Source organism: Anaerocolumna xylanovorans DSM 12503 (genome assembly GCF_900143645.1).
In the GTDB taxonomy this organism is placed as follows: Bacteria; Bacillota; Clostridia; order Lachnospirales; family Lachnospiraceae; genus Anaerocolumna; species Anaerocolumna xylanovorans.
The window spans coordinates 196,969-216,868 of the sequence record NZ_FRFD01000010.1; the positions used below are offsets into that span (position 1 = coordinate 196,969).

Genomic DNA, 19,900 nt, shown 5'->3' on the forward strand with positions numbered 1-19,900 from the left:
TTAAACCCCCGATTACATCTAAGTTTACCACAGATGAAAATTCCTGACAAGGAGGGGTTCACCATGAACCTAAGGGTATGTGGCGTTAAAGGCTTTTAATCCAAAAATTAGCTGATCCCGTAGTAGGGAATTTTAGGTGTGCTGGCGTGTTGGCTGTACATTATTTCTAAGTCAGTTCCTTAGTTTGTAACGGTTTTCTCCAAACGAAAGAATTGCCCCTTAACCACTAGTGTTGCAATGCCATTAGTGTCTATGATTAAATCAAAAGAATCATCATAGTCTTTAAGGTTTAATGAAATACATAAAAATGGTGGTGATATGCCACCCCATATATCTGATGGTTGCCTATATATCGAGAATAAATCATCCCATGTCAAAACGTTATAGCCTAATTCGGTCGGAGGCGAAAAAGCTGTTATATTTTTTGAATCTATAAAAAGTTTTTTATACAAATACTTTTTCTTGATTTTCTTAATTACTTTTTCATTTTCACTCTTTTCAACCTTTGTAGTCGCATCAGCACCGTGATATTCAACACTTTCGCCTAAATAATCCGTAATTTTCCATTCTCCATAAGCGGCAGAAATTTCCTCATCTTCCTCTGTTTTCCCACCTCCAGAGATAACAGTAACTTTCTCGGTTTCTTTTGAAATAAGATTATTATTTTCTTTCTTTGGTTTCATAGCACAATAAACTACTGTGAATAAAAAAATCACACTCACGATAACAATAACCGCTCTAATTTTTTTGTTTTGTATAATCTCTTTTAACATCATAATCCCTCACAAAATCTCCAAATTTATAGATCTCATATTCATCCATGCGCCTAAGTTTTAAGCCTTCGTAATACACACCTTTTGTATTTTTTGTCTCTTCCATAAGTATTTTCTTGATTTTTTTGTCATTTTTTTTCGAAACAGCAATTATCAGAATAGCTAAAGAACTAAATGGCTTCTTTGCTTTTTTCAATTTAGGTCGTTGAACAAGACCAGCTCCTCTATTAAAAACAAAGTCAACTAAGAATAGTACTTCATTTTCACTAAACTTGTTTATATCAATATTGTAACCATATCCTGAATTTAGCGACTTTATATACCCCTCAATAGTAGCATATTTTTCATCTAAATCTTTAATTAATAAATCTAAAGCTTCTTGCTCACTTAACCCAGCACTGAAATCTTCACCGGGTAACAAATCATGCCCGTAGCCAATTGTTTGTCCGCCGTTATCCAGTACAAATCTTCCTTTAACCTTTTTGTGAGTTTCATATGATTTAATTATACCATTAATATATGCTTTTGGGTATTTACCAATATAATCACTATTCCTCGTCCCCTTACTTTTATTTTTACCTATCCCCTGTGTTGAATTTGAATTATGTTCGTATTGATCAGGTATACCATTATTATTATAATCACCTGGCACATATGACACATTCCCATTGCCCGTCCCCTGACCACTACTACATTTAGCAACATAATGTCCACTAGGATCGATATAAATAACAGGGTTATTTTCACAATATGCATACAAATTCATCGACTGCGGATCTTCTATCTGCCCCTTATAGGTATCCTCATTCATAAATCTACCCATTGCAGGCTCATAATACCTTGCTCTTAGATAATACTCACCGGTTATGGAATCATATTGCTCTCCCGCATAACGGAACTTATTTTCCACTTTCTCGCTGTAGGATATCGTGTTGCCGAAGGCGTCATAGCTATAGCTGTTCTGCACTTTTCCGGCAGTATCAACTAGTTTGGTAATATCCCCATGCGCATTGTGAAGGTAATTATAGGTCTCTCCAGCATTATTCTTCTGCGATATCAAATCATATCCCCGGATGTAACGGGTTGTCAGGCTGTCATCCTTGTCATATTCCGCTAGGATGTTGTCACGGTCAAAGGTATATCCCGTATAGGTTCCGTTCTCAACGGTTGCCATACGAAGCCCTGTTGCGTCATAGATATTTTGCTGCCAGGTTCCATCCTTTTTGCCAGCCTCGACAAGCTGGTTGAATGCATTATAGGAATATTTTGTTCCGTCTGATTCTGCTGTCAGATTACCGTTTTTGTCGTAATTGTATGTAGTTATTATACCATTCTTACTTTCCTGAGTCAGCATATTTCTTCGATCATAGGAATAGGTTACATTATCTGTTCCGTCGGATTTAGACAGTCGGTTTCCGGCATTATCATAAGTATAGGTTGTCTTGTTTTCCTCTGCCAGACGGTTCAGCTTGTCGTAGACATAGGTGGTTGTTTCGCCGTTTTCCTTTTTAGTAAGCTGGTTGCCGTTATTGTCATACGTATAGGAGTAGCTTTCCAGTATTCTTCCGTCCGCTTTTTTACTGACGAGCCTTGTGATGTTCTTATCGCTGTCATACCCATATATTGTACTGATGCCGGTGCTGTACTTTATTCCTGCTATCGTACTGTCTGCGTTATAGGTGTAGGTTGCAGCAACCGTTTCACCGTCTGTTACCTTATCCAGTCTTCCCTCCGCATCATAGGTATATCCGGTATAATCACCCTTGGCATCCGTGACCCTGGTAATATTGCCATTTTTATCTGTAAGATAGTTCAGTATCGTTTCGCCATTTCTGGCCACGCTTTTTACCCTGCCATTCGGCGTATAGTCGTAGGTGTCGACTGTATTGTTATTCATGGCTGCGAGTAGGCTTCCGTCTTTGTTGTAAAGATACTGATTATACAACTCTGCCCCCTGAACTTCTTTCTTTGTCAGGTTTCCGTCACTGTTATAGGTATAGCAGAAAGTATTACCATTACGGTCGGTCTTCTTTGTAAGATTTCCTTCCCTGTCATACAAGTATTGTTCGGTAAGCCCCTGGGCATCGGTAACAGCCGCTAACTGGTTCCAGGTGTTATAGACATAAGTCGTGGGGTTTCCTTTCCCATCCGTCACACGTGTCGGATTACTCAGGTTATCATACGTGCACTGGGTCACAACACCATTGGGATCGGTCACTTTCAGAGCATTCCCCCACATGTCTCTTTCATAAAGAGTCGTATTTCTATTCCCATCCGTGATGGACGTTATGTATCCCATCGCATCGTAAGAATATTCTTGTGAAATTTTTTCACTCTCTTTCGCCTTTGGAGTTGTTTCACTGATTTCCCTCCCACCAATATCATAAGCATATTCCAGTGCCTTTCCGGTAGCATCACATATATCTGTTAAAAGACTGTCTTCGTCATATGTATTCTTTTGAGCAAGAGTTCCTGACGCATCATAGACCTCGAGGAGTCGGCCCATTGTATCATAGACATAGGTTTCTCCTTTTCCATCATCCGCTTTCGGGTCATAATGTTCAGGGTCCACCACCTTTGTGATATTTCCCTCTTCATCATAGAAGGCCCGAGTGGTATTGCCATCCTGATCCGTCACCCTGATGACACGGTCGTACGCATCATAATCATATTGGATGCTATTTCCGTTACAGTCGGTTTCCTTTATCAGGTTTCCTGCTTTATCATACTCATAAGTTGTAGTTCTTGTAACGATAGCTGAGCTTTTGGTATAAGAGCTCTTTGTTGATTTTTCGGCTGTTTTAATTGAAGGCATTGTATCAAGAACCATTGTATCTCCGGCAAATATCCAATCTTTGATATAGTCAAGGTCAGCATCATTTATGACATCGTCTCCCGTTATATCATATTTTTCGTCATAGGATGAATTACCTTGTTTCATTCCATCCTCACGGGCGGTCAGGGTAAGATCGCTCACATCAACGATACCGTCATTATTCATGTCCGGCGCTTTTACACGGAGAAGCTTCCCTGAAAGGGAATTAAAATGATACTGTCCTTTTGCATCCGACCAGAGTCCTTCACCGGAAGGGATAATATATGCTGTTCCTGCAAACCCTTCCTTAATCCTCATAGTTATATTGGAAAGGGTTGTTTTGTCTGTTATGTTGGTGTTTTTCGCTGACAGCTTTATCACTCCGGGTGTGCTGGTATCTATGGTGAGACCCTCCACATCGGTATTTGCAGATACTACCTCCATCAGCCTTTCATCATACTTTACTTCCGTGTCCAGCCCTTTCACAGCTCCTGTTACATTCATTTCCAGCTTGAAATGATAGGATTCACCTGGGTAAAGTGTTTTCTTAGAGGATTTAATACTTAAGGAATTACTCTTAACGGTTATGGTGTCTTCACTAACCTGCTTGTTTTCCGCTACCAGCCTATTGTTGTCATCGTATTCATAGGTGGTTACATAACCTTCCGGTGAGGTCTCCTTCGTGAGGTTTCCATTCTTGTCGTATTCCATCACGGTAACAGCCTGCACCGTACCGGTTCCGCCCTCACTTAAGTCCTGAGAATTTACTTCATTCCATTTTTTAACCAGATTGCCGCTCTTGTCATATTCATATCCGTTAATGATGTACTTGGAACCTTCCATCAAGGTTTTATCCTGTACAACTCTTCCCATGGCGTCATAAGTATACTCTATCTGACCACCATTACTATCACTTACTGTTTTGGCGTTGCCGTTTTTATCATATGTATAGGATATGGTATTCCATACTGTCGGCTCACCGGTAAGTGTGATATATTCTTGTGAGGTTTTTTTTGTAAGTAATTTTCCTGTCTTGTCATAGGTATATCTTGCTATCTGGTAATAAATTGTTCCGTTTTCTTTCTTAAGTGGCACTTTCTTTTCCACAAGCCATCCTGCAAGATTGTAGCTATAGAGAGTACCATAACGACTGTTGTCATCGGCTCCGCTTAAATAGCCTTTGGCATCCATCTCTTTTACAACATTTCCGTTGGAGTCATATGTCATTCTATGAATAATATTACCGTTCGTATCCTTTTCGTTGACCAACTGGTTATTTGCATCATATTCATAACTGAAAGCCAGACCGCTATCACTTGCCTCATTATAGTTATTCGCGGTGATGACTGCAATAACATTACCAACAGGGTCATATTTAATTCTTGATTGCTGACCGGAGGGATTCGTTGTTTTGATGAGCCATCCATGACCGTCATACTCATATTTATAACCAAGACCGTCATCGGTCGTCGCATTATAATAGTTTGGATTGACTTCTTTAATTAAATTCCCATTTTCATCGTACTTGGTCGCTCCAGAAGCAAGATATGGATCGGTTTCACGGATCAGCCTATCCATACTGTCATAGGCATAGGTATAGCCTTTACCATCATCCAGGCTCTTATCATATTGCCCCGGATTGATACTCTTAATTAGATTGCCTCCTGCATCATATTCCATCCGTGTTATGTTGCCTGAGGGATCAGTAATCTTTTCTATTTTATCTTTATCATTATAAGTAAAGGTGGTTGTTCCATCCGCATTAGTGATGGAAGTTCTTCTGTCCAGTGCATCATATCCATATTGGGTTATATTCCCCTCTGGATCCGTAGCACTTATTGGCTGACTTCCGCCGTCATACTGGAAAGTGGTTAGATTACCCTCAGCATCAGTAACGCTTAAAAGTCGTCCATATGAGTCATATGTATACCATGTTTTGGCATTGGTCTGGCTATCAATTTTTGTTGTTACTTGAAGCAGGTTGGCATTTTCATCATAAGAAAGAGTAGTTTGACTGCCGCTTAATGTGGATAGCCCTGTTAAGTTATCCTTCGAATCATAGGAATAAGTGACCGTATTACCTAATGCTTCTGTCATAGAAGTCTCATTTCCACGTAAATCATATGTATTCCGTGTTATATTGCCGTTCTCATCCTTTGTGCTTGTCCTATTGCCATAACTATCATAACTGTATTCTTTATAGGTACCGTCATAATAGTTTTCTCTTGTAATATAAAGCTGATCATTATATCTATACCTAGTTGTGATCCCCGAAGACACGAGAACTATACTATTATCCTTATTCACATCATCATAATAGTATAGCGTTTCATCTCCCGACTCGTTTAATTGACGTATTACCCTTTTATTCACATTGTATTTATTGGTAATATATTTCTTACCGTTTTCATCAGTTATGGAAGTTAAACCATTCTCGTCATACTGGTATTTCATGATGCCGCCTCCGGTACCCTTCACCTGAATCAGATTACCGGATGAATCGTATGTATACTCTAATGTCCTGCCGATAGGATCAGAGATTTTACTTATTTTCCCACTAGTATAGTTAAATATAAGTTTTTTCCCACTGGCTCCTATGACCTGTGAGATATGATTGGATGAATCATATTTTATGATTATGGCATTATTGTTTCTATCCATAATAGAAACCAACTTACCACTGCTATTATAGTTATAAATTGTTTTGCTTTGAAGCTTTAATGAAGTCGTGCCATCTGTATTCTTCACCAGTGTGTCATATACCATATCAGGGTCTATATAATGTCCGTTTAAATATTCGAACGTGATTGTATGTCCATCAGGATATGTTACAATTGCGTTACCTGTTTCACTGTCGAAATCAACAAAGCTATCATAATTCATTCTCCACCCGATACCCATCATACTCATCCTAGTATCAAGGGAATTATAATATCTTTCTATTTCAAGCGCATTGTCGCCGATATCTGGTATATGTAGGTCGGTATGCGTGGAAAAAAAATTTCCTGTTATTATATTAACTGGATCCCCAACAACTTTCTGATTGGAGCTTGTATTACCGAAGTAAATCTTACTATTTATTGGTATTGCTGTTGGCGTTGGTGTTGGCTTTGGTGTTGGTATTGGAGTAGGCGTTACCGTCGGTGTTGGTATTGGTGTTGGTGTTGGAGTAGGCGTTACCGTCGGTGTTGGTGTTGGAGTACCAGATACGCCAGGAATAATTAATTTAATATTTGGGAAATACTGTTCACCATTATTAGAATATTCTAATGCAGAAACACTTCCTTCCCCAGAATTATTCGTTATTACATGATCTTTCTGTGAAGAAGGTGACTGTGTAAAATCAGTTTCACTAATATTCTCACATGCGGCTTTCGCATTAACCAGCCCCCATCCGTATACTTTTGTATCTCCTAGAGATGTGGCATTCTTATACATAACTGCTTTTAATTGTTCAATGCTTAAGCTTCTGTCTACACTCCAAGCAAGAGCTGCTACACCTGCCACATGCTGTACTGCTGCAGAGGTTCCACTAACCTTTATGGAAGCTCCCTTTGAGTCTGCTGATTCAACATCAACTCCCGGAGCGACTAGATCCATCTGTTCCCCAGTATTAGTAAACTCAGCTATACTGTTAGTTATGTTCGTAGCCCCTACGCATACTACATCTGGATAATTTGCAGGATACAGAATATTTTTGCTTCCGTCATTCCCTGAAGCAGCTATTACCAATATGTCGTTATAGGTTGCATTCTTAATCGCTTCATTTAAGATTTCAGAATATTGCGTACCTCCAAAACTCATAGCAATAATATTGATGTGATTATCGATAGCCCATTGTATTCCTTGAATAATGTTACTGTAATAACCATTCCCATTCCTATCCATAACTTTAACGGAATACAGCTCAATTTTAGGTGCAACACCTAACAACCCCTGATTATTCAAGGTTGATGCCAGAATTCCTGCCATTGCTGTGCCATGTCCATTATCGTCATCATAGCTCTGAACACCGTCAACAAAGGATACTCCGCCCGAGACAGCGAGATCATTATTATGTAAATCAATTCCCGTATCAAAAAGAGCAACCTTAATACCTTCTCCAAAAACATTATTTTTATGAACACTATCCGCATTCACGGCTTTTATATTCCATGTAATACTGTCATCAAGCTTTTTGATAGGCGCGTCTTCTTCCATATACTGAATGTCACTGTCTTTTGAAAGCTCTTTGAAATTAACGTTATCTAAATCAGCTGAAAAAATATCCTTATTCTTTAAATTTTTATACTTTTTATTAATGCCTTTTATTTTTATTTCTGAATTCTGAGAATTATGCTTATACTGGATTAGCATTTTTTTAGTTGTGCTATCATTATTTGTTTTAGCAAAAGCCATACCTTGGAACGATGACAGTAGTATTGTTACTATCAAGATTACAGATAATACTTTACTAATAAACTTTTTAACATGTATTTTCATTATCATATTCTCCCTTTATTATCTTTGGTATTTATATTACTACCATTTTGCTCCAAGATTGATGATTTTGAGAATAGTAGATGCTGAGATTTTATTCCGAGCCATATGCATAAAGGTAATCAGAACCTATTTCTAGATTGACCTTATATCAAACCGCTCTAATTCCCTAATTGACCATAATTGTTTAATCCACAGCCCCAAACTGAACCATCTTGCAGTGATACAACTGTAAATTCATCAACCCCTGCTGCAACAGTTTTGGCTCCACTGATACCACTAAGTTGTATTAGTGTAGTTTTTACATTTGAATTATTGCCATTACAAATTATACCTTCACCTAATTCACCATAGCGATCATAGCCGCACCCCCATACGGTACCGTCATTTTTTAAAACAATTGTATGATAATGTCCTCCTGTGATATATTTTACGTCTGTAGCTCCTATCATTTGGACAGGCGATAATTTCGAATTGCCAAGCGTTCCATCTCCTAATACACCTGTTCCGTTATATCCCCATGACCATACGGTTCCGTCGTTTTTTATAGCATAAGATTGGCAAGGTCCGGTACCAATTTTAGATACTCCACTCATAATATACACTGGACTAAATCTATCTATTGTAGTACCGTCTCCAAGTTCTCCATCAGGATTACATCCCCACGCCCATAATGTTCCATCGCTTTTTAATGCCAAATAATGATTATTTCCAGCTTTTATAGAAGTCACATTACCAAAGTCCGGTATCTGATATGGGGTTGGATGTTGGCTACCATCAGTTTTACGGGTACCCCAAAACCATACGGTCCCATCATTTTTAAGAGCAATTGTGCCGTCCTCTCCACCAGAAATGTCAATAATACCACTTAATCCTATTGCTTGCACTGGAGTAACTCTTCTAATGGAAGTTCCATCTCCTAATTGACCTCCTTCATTATATCCCCATAACCATACTGTTCCGTCATCCTTTAAAGCAATATTATAGAAGTCTCCAGCGTCAACAGCTTTGATGCCACTTAATCCACCTACTTGTACTGGATAATTTCTATTGGTATATGTACCATCTCCTAATTGACCAAACTCATTAAGTCCCCATGCCCAAACAGTCCCATCATCTTTTAATGCGATAGTATGATAAAATCCCGCTTCTACATCAATTACTCTAGGGGAAGAAGCAGATGCCTTTTCCTGAATTCCGAATAATTCTACTACAAACATAAAGATAAAAACTAATACTAATTTTTTTTTCATATTACCACTAATCCTTTCGTATAGTTCAAGCACAAATCAATTTGATTGTGCTTGAGCTTCATTATAATTATTACCATATAAGAGAAACTTGATGATACCATCTGTTCTTTCTTGCGGTTTTATATATATTAACTTTATTGTTGTAGAAATTTCCATTCACAAAATCCCTGATAACCCGGTGTTGCTACAAGTATTTTATATTGTCCGGGCTCTGTAAAGTTGAATATGTCATACCACACCTTAGGACCAGAAGTGGTCGCGCTCTTTCCTAAATAATCATATGTTAGTGTTTCTGTATTCCATCTATACACATCCATTCCTTCATTACCGCCAATACTGCTACCATCACTGCCACAAGCTTGGTAACCCATCAATAAAACAGGTCTATCTATTGTAAACTCAACACCGCTTGGCGAGTCCGATGCGTTGAATAGCACCTGATTCGTTAAGTCACCATCGAACAGACTGGCGACAGTACCAGAATCCAATGTACCTATTGGTGTAATGTCCGCAGGTATTAAATTTGTTGGTAACATAATATCTGTATCTTTTACATCAAAGGTCATCGAAACCCATTCAGACCATCCCCCTCTGCAGTCCTGAACCCGCAATTTCATTGTATGGCTGCCGGCGGCTGCTATCATACCATTAGGGTCTGCCGTTACTGGGTCGGAATCTAACTGCCATTCAACTAATACGATAGAATCTCCGTCAGGGTCGGATGAATCAGCATAATTCCATAATATATTTGTCATAGTACTAATATTGGCTGACGGCGTCATTGATATTGATGCTGTAGGTGCTTGGTTTGGATTATATGATATTGAATAGAATTCCCATTCATTAAATCCCTGGCATCCCGGGTATGCTGCAAGCATTTTATACTGGCCAGGATCTGTGAAGTTGAATACGTCATACCATTCGTCAGAGCCAGAAGGAGTTGAGGTCTTTCCCAAATAATCATAGGTTAGCGTATCTGCATTCCATTTGTATACATCCATTCCAACATTATTATAAATACCGTCCCTACCACTTTCTGAAATTGATAATCCCTTTAATGTAGCAGCCTTATTTAATGTAAACATGATACCGCTAGTATCATAGGAAGCGTTGAATAGAACCTCGCTGCCTGTATCACCATCAAACAGGTTATCTACTGTACCAGAATCAACTGTACCTAACTGTAAAACATCTGTTTGAATTATGCTATAAATATTTCCAACGGTAAATGAAATGGAAACCCAGTCTGACCATATATCATAATCATCTTTTACCCGTAGGCTCATTACATGGCTTCCTACAGCAACACTGCCGTCCGGGCTAGTTGTTATCGGATTGGTGTCTAACTGCCATTCTGCTAAGGTAATATTACCTCCATTATGATCTATGGAATTTTCATAACTCCATGTGATAGGGGTTGTATCTAACAGATTGGTTGAAGGAGTCATACCGATTATTGCTTCCGGTTTTACACACACATTGAAGGAAACTGACTTTGTTATCATATTTCCACTATTGTCTTTTGCAAAGACGGTTATCGTATGCATTCCAGGTTCTGTTACAGGGGTTCCGGACACATATGGCTGTTTGTCCAGTACGATTGTCTGATTTTTTATTCCTGATACTGTGTCAGATATAAATATATTAGGTGTTACCGTATCTATATAGTTCACCCCTTCTGATACATCAGAGAATTCAACGTCAGGTGAGCTACTATCGATATAATAAGGACCATAGGTTACGGTTTTTATATTACCTGCACCATCTTCTGCTATCAGATGTAAGTACCAAGCTCCATCACCAGACTGCTTAAGACAGCCAGATGTATACGGGGTATATTGCGGCAGAACTGATTGCTCAAGGCTCCACTGATAGCCAACATACTTCAGCTGTGATCCACCCTCATCTGCAAATACTGGTGTAACGGAAACATCCGCACTTCCCCAATCTCCTCTTTTATCATTATCGACGGATATAGTCGGAACCGTATTATCAATTTTATAAGGACCGAATACGGTCTGGCTTACATTACCTGCAACATCAATAGCTTTTACATGAAGATACCAGACACCCTCCGCAGGTGGAATTAGTTCATCCTGATTATATTCTTCCCACTGCGACGGCTGTTCCGTTGTATCTGTCCATTCATACCATGATTGTAATATTCCCGAGCCGTCCTGATCATCGTATGTTGGCATTATTTTTACATTATTCTGCCAATCATAAGTTTGATTGTCTACCGATATTGTAGAACTGTTATAATCTATTTTTAACACTTGTTCTTTTTCTTTAATATAGCCATTACCATCATCTGTCTTTACTATAAAAATATGCTCACCTATATCGCTTATCGTAAAAGGCTGTGTATAGCTATACTTAACACCATCAATTGAATAGTAGATTTCTTTTGCATCCAAATCATTAATTTCTACCGTAACAGGAGAAATATACCAATCATTTTGTCCCTTTTCTCCTGTCAGCATGACATTCAGAGGATTTGAAAGTATATTTATTTCTTTTTTATTTGATGTGGCTACTACCTTAATATTCTTCCCATGTGAGTTAACAAGCTTAATATTGCTTACTTCAACAGTTGTCTTACCTATTTGTAAGGCTTTAAACGGCAAACCGATTAGGTCAATATTTCCACTCACACCTGGTATTTTACCTTTAAGGGAATATATGATTTTAACCAATCCGGCCTTGGAATCTATCTGGACTGCAGTATATCCATTCTGGTTATCATTCTGAGCAAGGTTTTTTACATTTGTCTGATCCAGTTCAATCATTTTAGGATCATACCGAATTTCTAACTGCATGGTATACAAATCTTTTAAATCCAATACTTTTAGAGTAAAGTTCACCATTTGCGTCCTGGAGGCATCGCCTGCATCAACTGAAACCTTAGCAGTATTGATATCATCAATTTTAATCTGCAAGCTATTAGCACGATTTATTAGGTCAGTCTTTTCAGGGCTGCCAGGAAGTGCATTGATAAGTGCGATTGCAATATCAAGGTCTTCCTGAATATATGTATTTTCTGCTTTAACCAATGCCATGGTTGCTTCACTAACAGCATCCTTACCCTCAATAACTTTTTGCAGCTTATCAGCACGATCCATTAAATCAGTTTTTTCAGGGCCGTCAAGAAGTGCATTGATAAGCGCTATTGCAGTATCAAGGTCTTCCTGAATATATGTATTTTCTGCTTTGACCAATGCCATGGTTGCTTTACTAACAGCATTCTTACTATCAATTACTTTTTGCAAGTTACCAGCGCGATTTATTAAGTCAGTTTTTTCAAGGCTGTTAGAAAGAGCATTGATAAGTGCTTTTGCAATATCAAGGTCCGCCTGTGTTTTGGAATTTTCAGCTCTATCCATTGCATTGGTAGCTTCATTAACTGCAGTTTTATCAAAAATTTTTGCAGTGTAAGTTACCAGAAAACTTTCATTACCTGCATTGTCAACAGTTTTTGCATTAATTATATAAGTTCCGTCTGCTAATGTTACAGTCTCGGAATAAGACATCCAATTTCCATTATTTAACTGGTAAAGTGTTTCTTTAACACCAGATTCACCATCCGCTCCACTTACTATAGTAAGTTTATTATTATTAATAGATATAACCGGATCCGTAGGAGCATCTTTATCAATATTAGTAATGGTGACTGTTTTAATTATGACATTATCAGCACTATCAGTTGCTACAAAATCAAAGCTTCCATTATGAGTAAAAGTATGACTCGTTGCATTTAAGGTTCCAATATTAGTAGCTGCAGTTACTGTTATATCTTTATTTGTAGGATTTAAATTGTAATCACTGATCGAAATGATAATTTGTACAATATTAGTAATTATCAAATAATCAGATTCAATAACAGCTCCAGTCGAATCAAGAGCCCTTGCATACACTGTAGTATTCTCATTAACAGTGACTGGCGAAATATAATTTTTCCAAGTTCCGTCAGCTCCTATCTTGTACTGCTTAGTGGCAGCATAAGAGGGATAATTTATTGTAATTATAACACGGCTTACCGGTATGGTTATATTTGCCTTTAGCGATAAACTAACTGGTCTTTGATCATATGTATATATAGTTGCTGGTCGATGATTGGCTGCCCATGCATAATTTTTAGCTATAGCATTATTCGTATAGATATTAGTATTTAAATTACTAATTAAATTAAAAGTATTCGATTGTATTGAAGTTACGCTGCCTGGAATAGATATATTAACCAAAGAAGTACAATAACCAAAAGAAAGATTTCCTATTGTTTTTACACTATCAGGTATTGTAATACTGATTAAGCTACTACAGCCTTCAAAAGCACTATCAGAAATAGCAGTAAGACTGCTATTTGAAGGCAACGTTAAACTTTTAGCGGCCATGCAATAAGCAAAAGCATATACACCTAATGATGTTACACTATTGGGTATCGCAATACTCATAAGTGCTGAACAATAATAAAAAGCCCCATTACCAATTGTAGTAAGACTATTAGGCAATATAACTGATTGTACGGCATTACATCCGCTAAACGCCCATTGTCCTATTGAAGTTACAGTACTTGGCAACGTAATCTTTGTTGCTGCTGTATATGTCGTCATTGAATTAGCACCAAAAGCATAATCACTTACATTTGTCACGCCCTCTGCTATCTTTATTTCTTTCACCATATTTCTATAGCCATACCAAGAAGGAAAAGACGTAGAAGTATAATTTGCCATAGTTCCAGAAACGCCGTTCGTTGGACTAACAGTTAATAATCCTAAACTATCCAAAGTAATCGTAGTGGTTCCCGACGTCCATGTATATAATAATGTAGCTGAAGGATTTCCTGTTGAATTGAATGTCACCTTTCGATTCATTGAAGTAAAATCAACGCATTTAATTACATAAGCATTATCCGTATTAACAGTAAGTGCAAGGCTAGAGTCAACAGAGAAAGAAGTACGGTCCATACTGTTAACAGTATTGGGTATCGTTATATTTGTTAATGCTGTACAATAACCAAAAGAATAACTTTTAATTGTTTTTACACTATTCGGTATTGTAATGCTGGTCAAGCTGCTACAATGATCAAAAGTACATTCGGGAATAGTAGTAAAACTGCTATTTGAAGGCAACGTTAAACTTGTAGCGGCCGTGCAATAATCAAAAGCATATGCCCCCAATGATGTTACACTATTGGGTATCGCAATACTTATAAGTGCTGAACAATAATAAAAAGCCTCATTACCAATTGTAGTAAGACTATTAGGCAATATAACTGATTGTACGGCATTACATCCGCTGAATGCCCATTGTCCTATTGAAGTTACAGTACTTGGCAACGTAATCTTTGTTGCTGCTGCATATGTCGTAGTTGAAATAGCACCAAAAGCATAATCACTTACATTTGTCACGCCCTCTGTTATCTTTATTTCTTTCACCATATTTCTATAACCATACCAAGAAGGTAAAGATGAAGAAGTATAATTTGCCATAGATCCAGAAACGCCGTTCGTTGGACTAACAGTTAATAGTCCTAAGCTATCTAAAGTGATCGTAGTGGTTCCTGAAGTCCATGTAAATAATGTAGTTGAAGGATTTCCTGTTGAATTGAATGTCACCGTTCGATTCATTGAGGTAAAATCAGCGCATTTAATTACATAAGCATTATCCGTATTAACAGTAAGTGCAAGTTTGGAGGTAACATAGAAAGAAGTATTGTTTATACTATTAACAGTATTAGGTATTATTATATTTGTTAATGCTGTACAATAACCAAAAGAATAATTATTTATTAATGTTAGTCCGCTAGGAAGAGATACATTTGTTAATGATGAACAATATTCAAAAGAATAATTACCGATTGTTTTTACATTACTTGGAATTGTAATGCTGGTTAAATTACTACAATAGTAAAAAGCATAATCGGGAATAGTAATAATACTAATATTTGTTGGCAACGTTAAGCTTGTAGCAGCCGTACAATAAGCAAACGCATATGTACCTATAGATGTTACGCTATTGGGTATTACAATACCTGTAAGTGCTGAACAATAATAAAAAGCATATGCACCTATAGATGTTGCGTTATTGGGTATCACAATACTTTTAAGTGCATTACATCCACCAAAAGCATAATTACCTATTGAAGTTACACTATTAGATATAGATAGTGAAGTTAAATCTGTATACGAAGCAGTAGTACTGCCACCAAAAGCATAATTACCTATTTTGGTTACTCCATCTGCTATTACTATAGATTTAATTTTTGCTTTATACGAATACCAAGAAGTATTTGATACTGAAGTATAATCCGCCATAGCTCCAGTTACACTTGTGGGTTTAACCGTTAAAACTCCAACATCATCTAATGTAACAGTAGTGGTTCCAGATGTCCAAGTATATAATGTTGCTGCCTTAACATCCTTAGCCAATGGTATTGTAATTCCAATAGCTATAGGAATTGTTAAAAACAACATTAATAATCTTGTTATTACTTTGTTCTTCATTTTAGCCTCCATGCGTTTATGATTTTTAACATATTAATATTACTATTTGTTGTGATAAGTTGTAATATATAGACCACTCTTACGTTAAGGTTGCTTTATAACGATCTCCTAAAAAACTTCGATTGGAAGATCATACCATCATGGGATTTTCAGAAAATAACTACTTTAGCTTTATGATATTATCCGGGGCATCCATCGGCGTAAGGTATCTGCCACTGCTTACTAAGCACAAATTCTATTATTTTTTTCATATTGCCCCCTATTATAGTTTATATTTGCTTTTTAAATACAAAATGCCTTCATTGCATTCCATAAAATACCATATTACAACATGCACTATTATTTGTCAATATTTACATACTTTTGTAAGATTCAAAAGGAAAACTTCGTTAATTTCTGCGATAATTTCTATTGTGGATAGATAAGGAGATTCTTGGAATTACTTCTGGCCTTTCAGAAGATAGTGTAAAAAATGTAAATTAATAATAAATTCCATTTTCCAATGATAATTAGGTATGAATAATCTCACTTGAAAGACTAACTATTAAAAGTCAAGCCCACAAATGAAATTTTAGAAATGAATTGCAGCAAAGTATTTTAGGAATGACTGAACCTAGAAAACATCATAACAAATAGAGCACCCTTGCAAGTGCTCAAAAAAGAAGATATTTAAATGAAAAGGCTATACTGCCTTAATATATGTCTCTGCAGATTTTTCGAGCTGATAAATCACTCGAACCAGTTCTTGGCAACATGAGAAACTGCAACATAATAATGCTTGCACTCTGCTCGCTTTTCCGTCAGATAGATAGCAAATGTTGAATGCCAAAGGCAGACAAATTTAGCAGCGTTAAATAATGTGCAGCGTAGATACCTTGAACCTCGCTTTTCCATATGGGCGTAAGAGGACTCCAGTTGCCCAGATTGATGGGTGGACGGAAATAATCCAGATAGGCGAGTATCTTGTCAGGAGAATCAAATTTGCTGAAATCTCCAATCTCTGAAAGAACTATAGCACCCACGCGATAGCTGATACCGTGAATAGCAAGAATGGGAAAATCGATACCGTCCATGATGGATTTTATCTCAGTTTCGATATCCGTAATCTCAGAATTCAATTCCTGAATCAGCCTGATTGTATTTTTTAGCTCAAGTAATTTTGCCGGCATATTTGTCCCAATGGATTTTGTGGCAGTATCCTTGGTATATCTTCCTTTAGGGGTTTCGATGAGAAGATTTTACAACTTTGTAAGATGTAGCCAGGCAATCTGACGAGCCTGTGGAAAGAATCCAGAAATGCATAGACAGAACCATATGGAACGTTGGAACCAGCCTTTCCAGCTCTGGGAAGATGATGGTTACAAGTCTCGAAACAGAAGATTTCAACTTTGCCCGTTCCTTAACCTTGTCAAAACGGTAACAGGTTAGTAACTTAAGCTTCTCATTTTGATAAGATAACATTGTCACTTCTTATATCACAAATATTTTTCATCAATGGCATAGTTAGCATGACATCACTTGTGTAGTTGATATAGCTGGAATGTCTTAGGTCATGAGCTCCGGCAAAATCCTCCAGAGGGTTCCTCTCGGACTTTTTAATTATCTTTTCTCAGCTCCTGTCATCAGTACAATGCTCCTTTACGAAAAACTTTTCTTAAAATTTATCACAACAACTGTCAAACTTATTTTAATTGTGCAGATTAGTGTGAAAAATATTTACCTTTCAGATCTACAAATTCTCATACTTTAATATCGGTCACTCATTTATTTCTCCATCACATAATTGGCCAGGATTACGCCGTTACGTGTTACCTGCTGTTCATAGAGCACACGATAGCCTCTGGATTCAAAAAAAGGCCTTGCAGTGATGGATGCATGTGTCGTGACCGTGCTGACAGGAAAATGCGTTTCAAGCCTGTCACAGAGCAATGTTGCCACCCCCTGCCTCTGAAAATCCCGGTGGACAAAGAGATGGTCCAGATAACCAGTATTATCAATGTCACCAAAACCAATCAATGTGTCATTTTCCAGAGCAACAAGGGTATAATTCTTTAAAAATGAACGATTCCAGGCATCCATATTTATATTGCCCGAAGCCCATGCATTAAGCTGTTCTTTTGTATAGTCCCTGGCATTGACTGCATGGACAGTATTATAAAAAAGTTCTGCCATTTCCCGGCAATCCCTCTCCTTATATTCCCTAATGACCACTCTATACCTCCCACAGAGAATTACTTTATATTACTTTCCATGAACATGCACTATTCTTTTAATGTGCATCTATACCAACTTCCTGCTTTGCTCCAATTCCAGTAAGAACTTTTTCATCTCAAGACCGCCTGCATAACCAACGAGACGGCCGTCTGTACCGATTACCCGGTGACATGGGACGGCAATGGTAATAGGATTTTTATTATTTGCCATACCTACTGCCCGACTTCCCTTAGGATTCCCAACAGCTTCTGCTATCTGCTTATAGGTACGCTTTTCTCCATACGGTATCTGGCAGAGAGCATTCCATACCTTTTTCTGAAATTCTGTACCGCAAAGCTCATAAGGAAAATCAAAAGCCTGCCGCATGCCTTTTAAGTACTCACTTACCTGCTTAAATGCCATATCCGATAAGGCAGAGAGTTCGTTGCAGGAATCTATTCTATCTGTTCTTTTCAAGAAAGTGATTGCAGTATCCGTATAACCGATTTTTAGAATCCCAAATTCAAATTCATAGAAAGCATACCTGATCATTTTTTACCTCTATTCTGCGCTGCCTTTTGCGCATCTCAAGTTTGTGGTTACCTGTTTTTTCTAAAAACCCCTGGGGATACGCCCGTCCCGTTCTTAAAAAAACGGTAAAAGGAAGATACCCCTCCAAACCCTACGGCATATGCAATGCTAATAATTTCATCTTTCGTTTCAAGCAATAACCGCTTTGCCTCTTCCAGACGCAAGTTACCAACATATTCTGCCAGAGTAACTCCGTATTCTTCCTTAAAGATTTCAGCCATGCGGTGTTTGGATACTCCAAGCTCCTTTAGTTCCTGATTCAGCTCACAGCTTTTGTAGAAGGAATCTTCCAAGAGCTGTTTGGCCTTTTCTGCTATTTCCCTGATTGGCTGATAGTCTAAAAGATCGCTCCTGCACCTCTTGCAGGGACGAAAGCCAGCTGCTCTTGCCTCTTTTGCAGTATCAAAAAAGCAAACGTTCTCACGCTTTGGTATTTTAGATTTACAGGAAGGGCGGCAATAGATCCCGGTAGATTTGACCGCATAAAAGAAGATACCGTCATAAGCGGTATCATTTTCGGATACTGCTCTCCACATTTCTTCCTGTTTTATTTCATCCTGCCTTATCTCTTCCCATTTTATATCTTTTCGTTCCATATCTTCTTGCTTCATTTCTTTGCTGCCCCCTTACTTTTCGCAGGTGCATAGTCACGCATTTCGGGAATAGCCCCTCCGGCAACAGCCCAGAGATATAGGCTTGCCACTGTTCCATAGGGTGAATACCGCCTTGCATATTTATCAAATTTTTTTCTGTCAACATTTTTATGATGATACAGCATGCGTATGCCTCGGTGTATCGCAAGATCTCCATAGCTTACAATGTCAGGACGCTGCATGGAAAATATCATAATCATTTCAGCAGTCCAAACACCGATACCCTTTAGAGCCGAAAGCTCTTTTATGATTTCCTCATCTGTCATATCATGAAGCCTGTCTATGTCAAATTCCTTATTTCTGACCTTTTCGGCAAAGTCTTTGATGTATCCGGCCTTTTTATATGTCATACCAAGCTTTTGCAGTTCTTCCGGTTCAAGTGAACATATTGTCCCGGCATTGACACTTTCAAGTCTCTCTTTAAGCCTCCTCCAGATAGTTTCCTGGGCACTTGTTGAAATCTGCTGCCCAATGATATGATGAACCACCGAAGAGAACAGGTCACTGTCAACGGGCCGGTATATGTGTCCTATCCTGTCAATTGCCTCACTTAAAAGCTTATCACGGCTTTTTAAGAATTCTATTTCTTCTTTGCCATATTCAAAATACAAATAATCACCTCCGATAAAATAACTATAGC

8 protein-coding genes and 1 pseudogene are annotated in these 19,900 nt (G+C 37.9%); all 9 read right to left on the reverse strand.

The annotated features are described in order from the left end of the window. Positions 1-179: 179 nt before the first annotated feature. Positions 180-776, reverse strand: a complete 597-nt coding sequence (locus BUF11_RS17350) for a hypothetical protein (RefSeq protein WP_139243446.1) — start codon at positions 774-776, stop codon at positions 180-182. After that, complete coding sequence (locus BUF11_RS17355; protein WP_073590123.1) at positions 739-8,070, reverse strand: S8 family serine peptidase; 7,332 nt, start codon at positions 8,068-8,070, stop codon at positions 739-741. The genes BUF11_RS17350 and BUF11_RS17355 overlap by 38 nt, the downstream gene beginning before the upstream one ends. Positions 8,071-8,228: 158 nt before the next feature. Next, complete coding sequence (locus BUF11_RS17360) at positions 8,229-9,320, reverse strand: RCC1 domain-containing protein (protein ID WP_073590124.1); 1,092 nt, start codon at positions 9,318-9,320, stop codon at positions 8,229-8,231. Between the two features lie 134 nt (positions 9,321-9,454). Continuing rightward, the gene (locus BUF11_RS17365) at positions 9,455-15,823 is read right to left on the reverse strand and encodes a leucine-rich repeat protein (protein ID WP_073590125.1); all 6,369 of its coding nucleotides are present in this window, start codon (positions 15,821-15,823) and stop codon (positions 9,455-9,457) included. Positions 15,824-16,505: 682 nt separating this feature from the next. Continuing rightward, positions 16,506-17,278, reverse strand: a pseudogene (locus tag BUF11_RS25265) (transposase); the annotation flags it as partial. A 309-nt stretch (positions 17,279-17,587) separates the two neighbouring features. Beyond that, positions 17,588-18,034 carry a GNAT family N-acetyltransferase gene (locus BUF11_RS17375; protein ID WP_073590127.1) on the reverse strand — a complete coding sequence of 149 codons (447 nt, stop codon included), beginning with the start codon at positions 18,032-18,034 and terminating at the stop codon, positions 17,588-17,590. Positions 18,035-18,103: 69 nt separating this feature from the next. After that, entirely contained in the window at positions 18,104-18,565 is a 462-nt protein-coding gene (locus BUF11_RS17380; RefSeq protein WP_334293032.1) for a methylated-DNA--[protein]-cysteine S-methyltransferase, read from the reverse strand. 50 nt (positions 18,566-18,615) lie between these two features. After that, positions 18,616-19,218 (reverse strand): bifunctional transcriptional activator/DNA repair enzyme AdaA, encoded by a 603-nt coding sequence (locus BUF11_RS17385; protein ID WP_242952399.1) that lies wholly within the window; start codon positions 19,216-19,218, stop codon positions 18,616-18,618. Further along, positions 19,215-19,871, reverse strand: a complete 657-nt coding sequence (locus BUF11_RS17390; RefSeq protein ID WP_073590129.1) for a DNA-3-methyladenine glycosylase family protein — start codon at positions 19,869-19,871, stop codon at positions 19,215-19,217. Before BUF11_RS17390 ends, BUF11_RS17385 begins: the two co-directional genes overlap by 4 nt. Positions 19,872-19,900 lie beyond the last annotated feature (29 nt).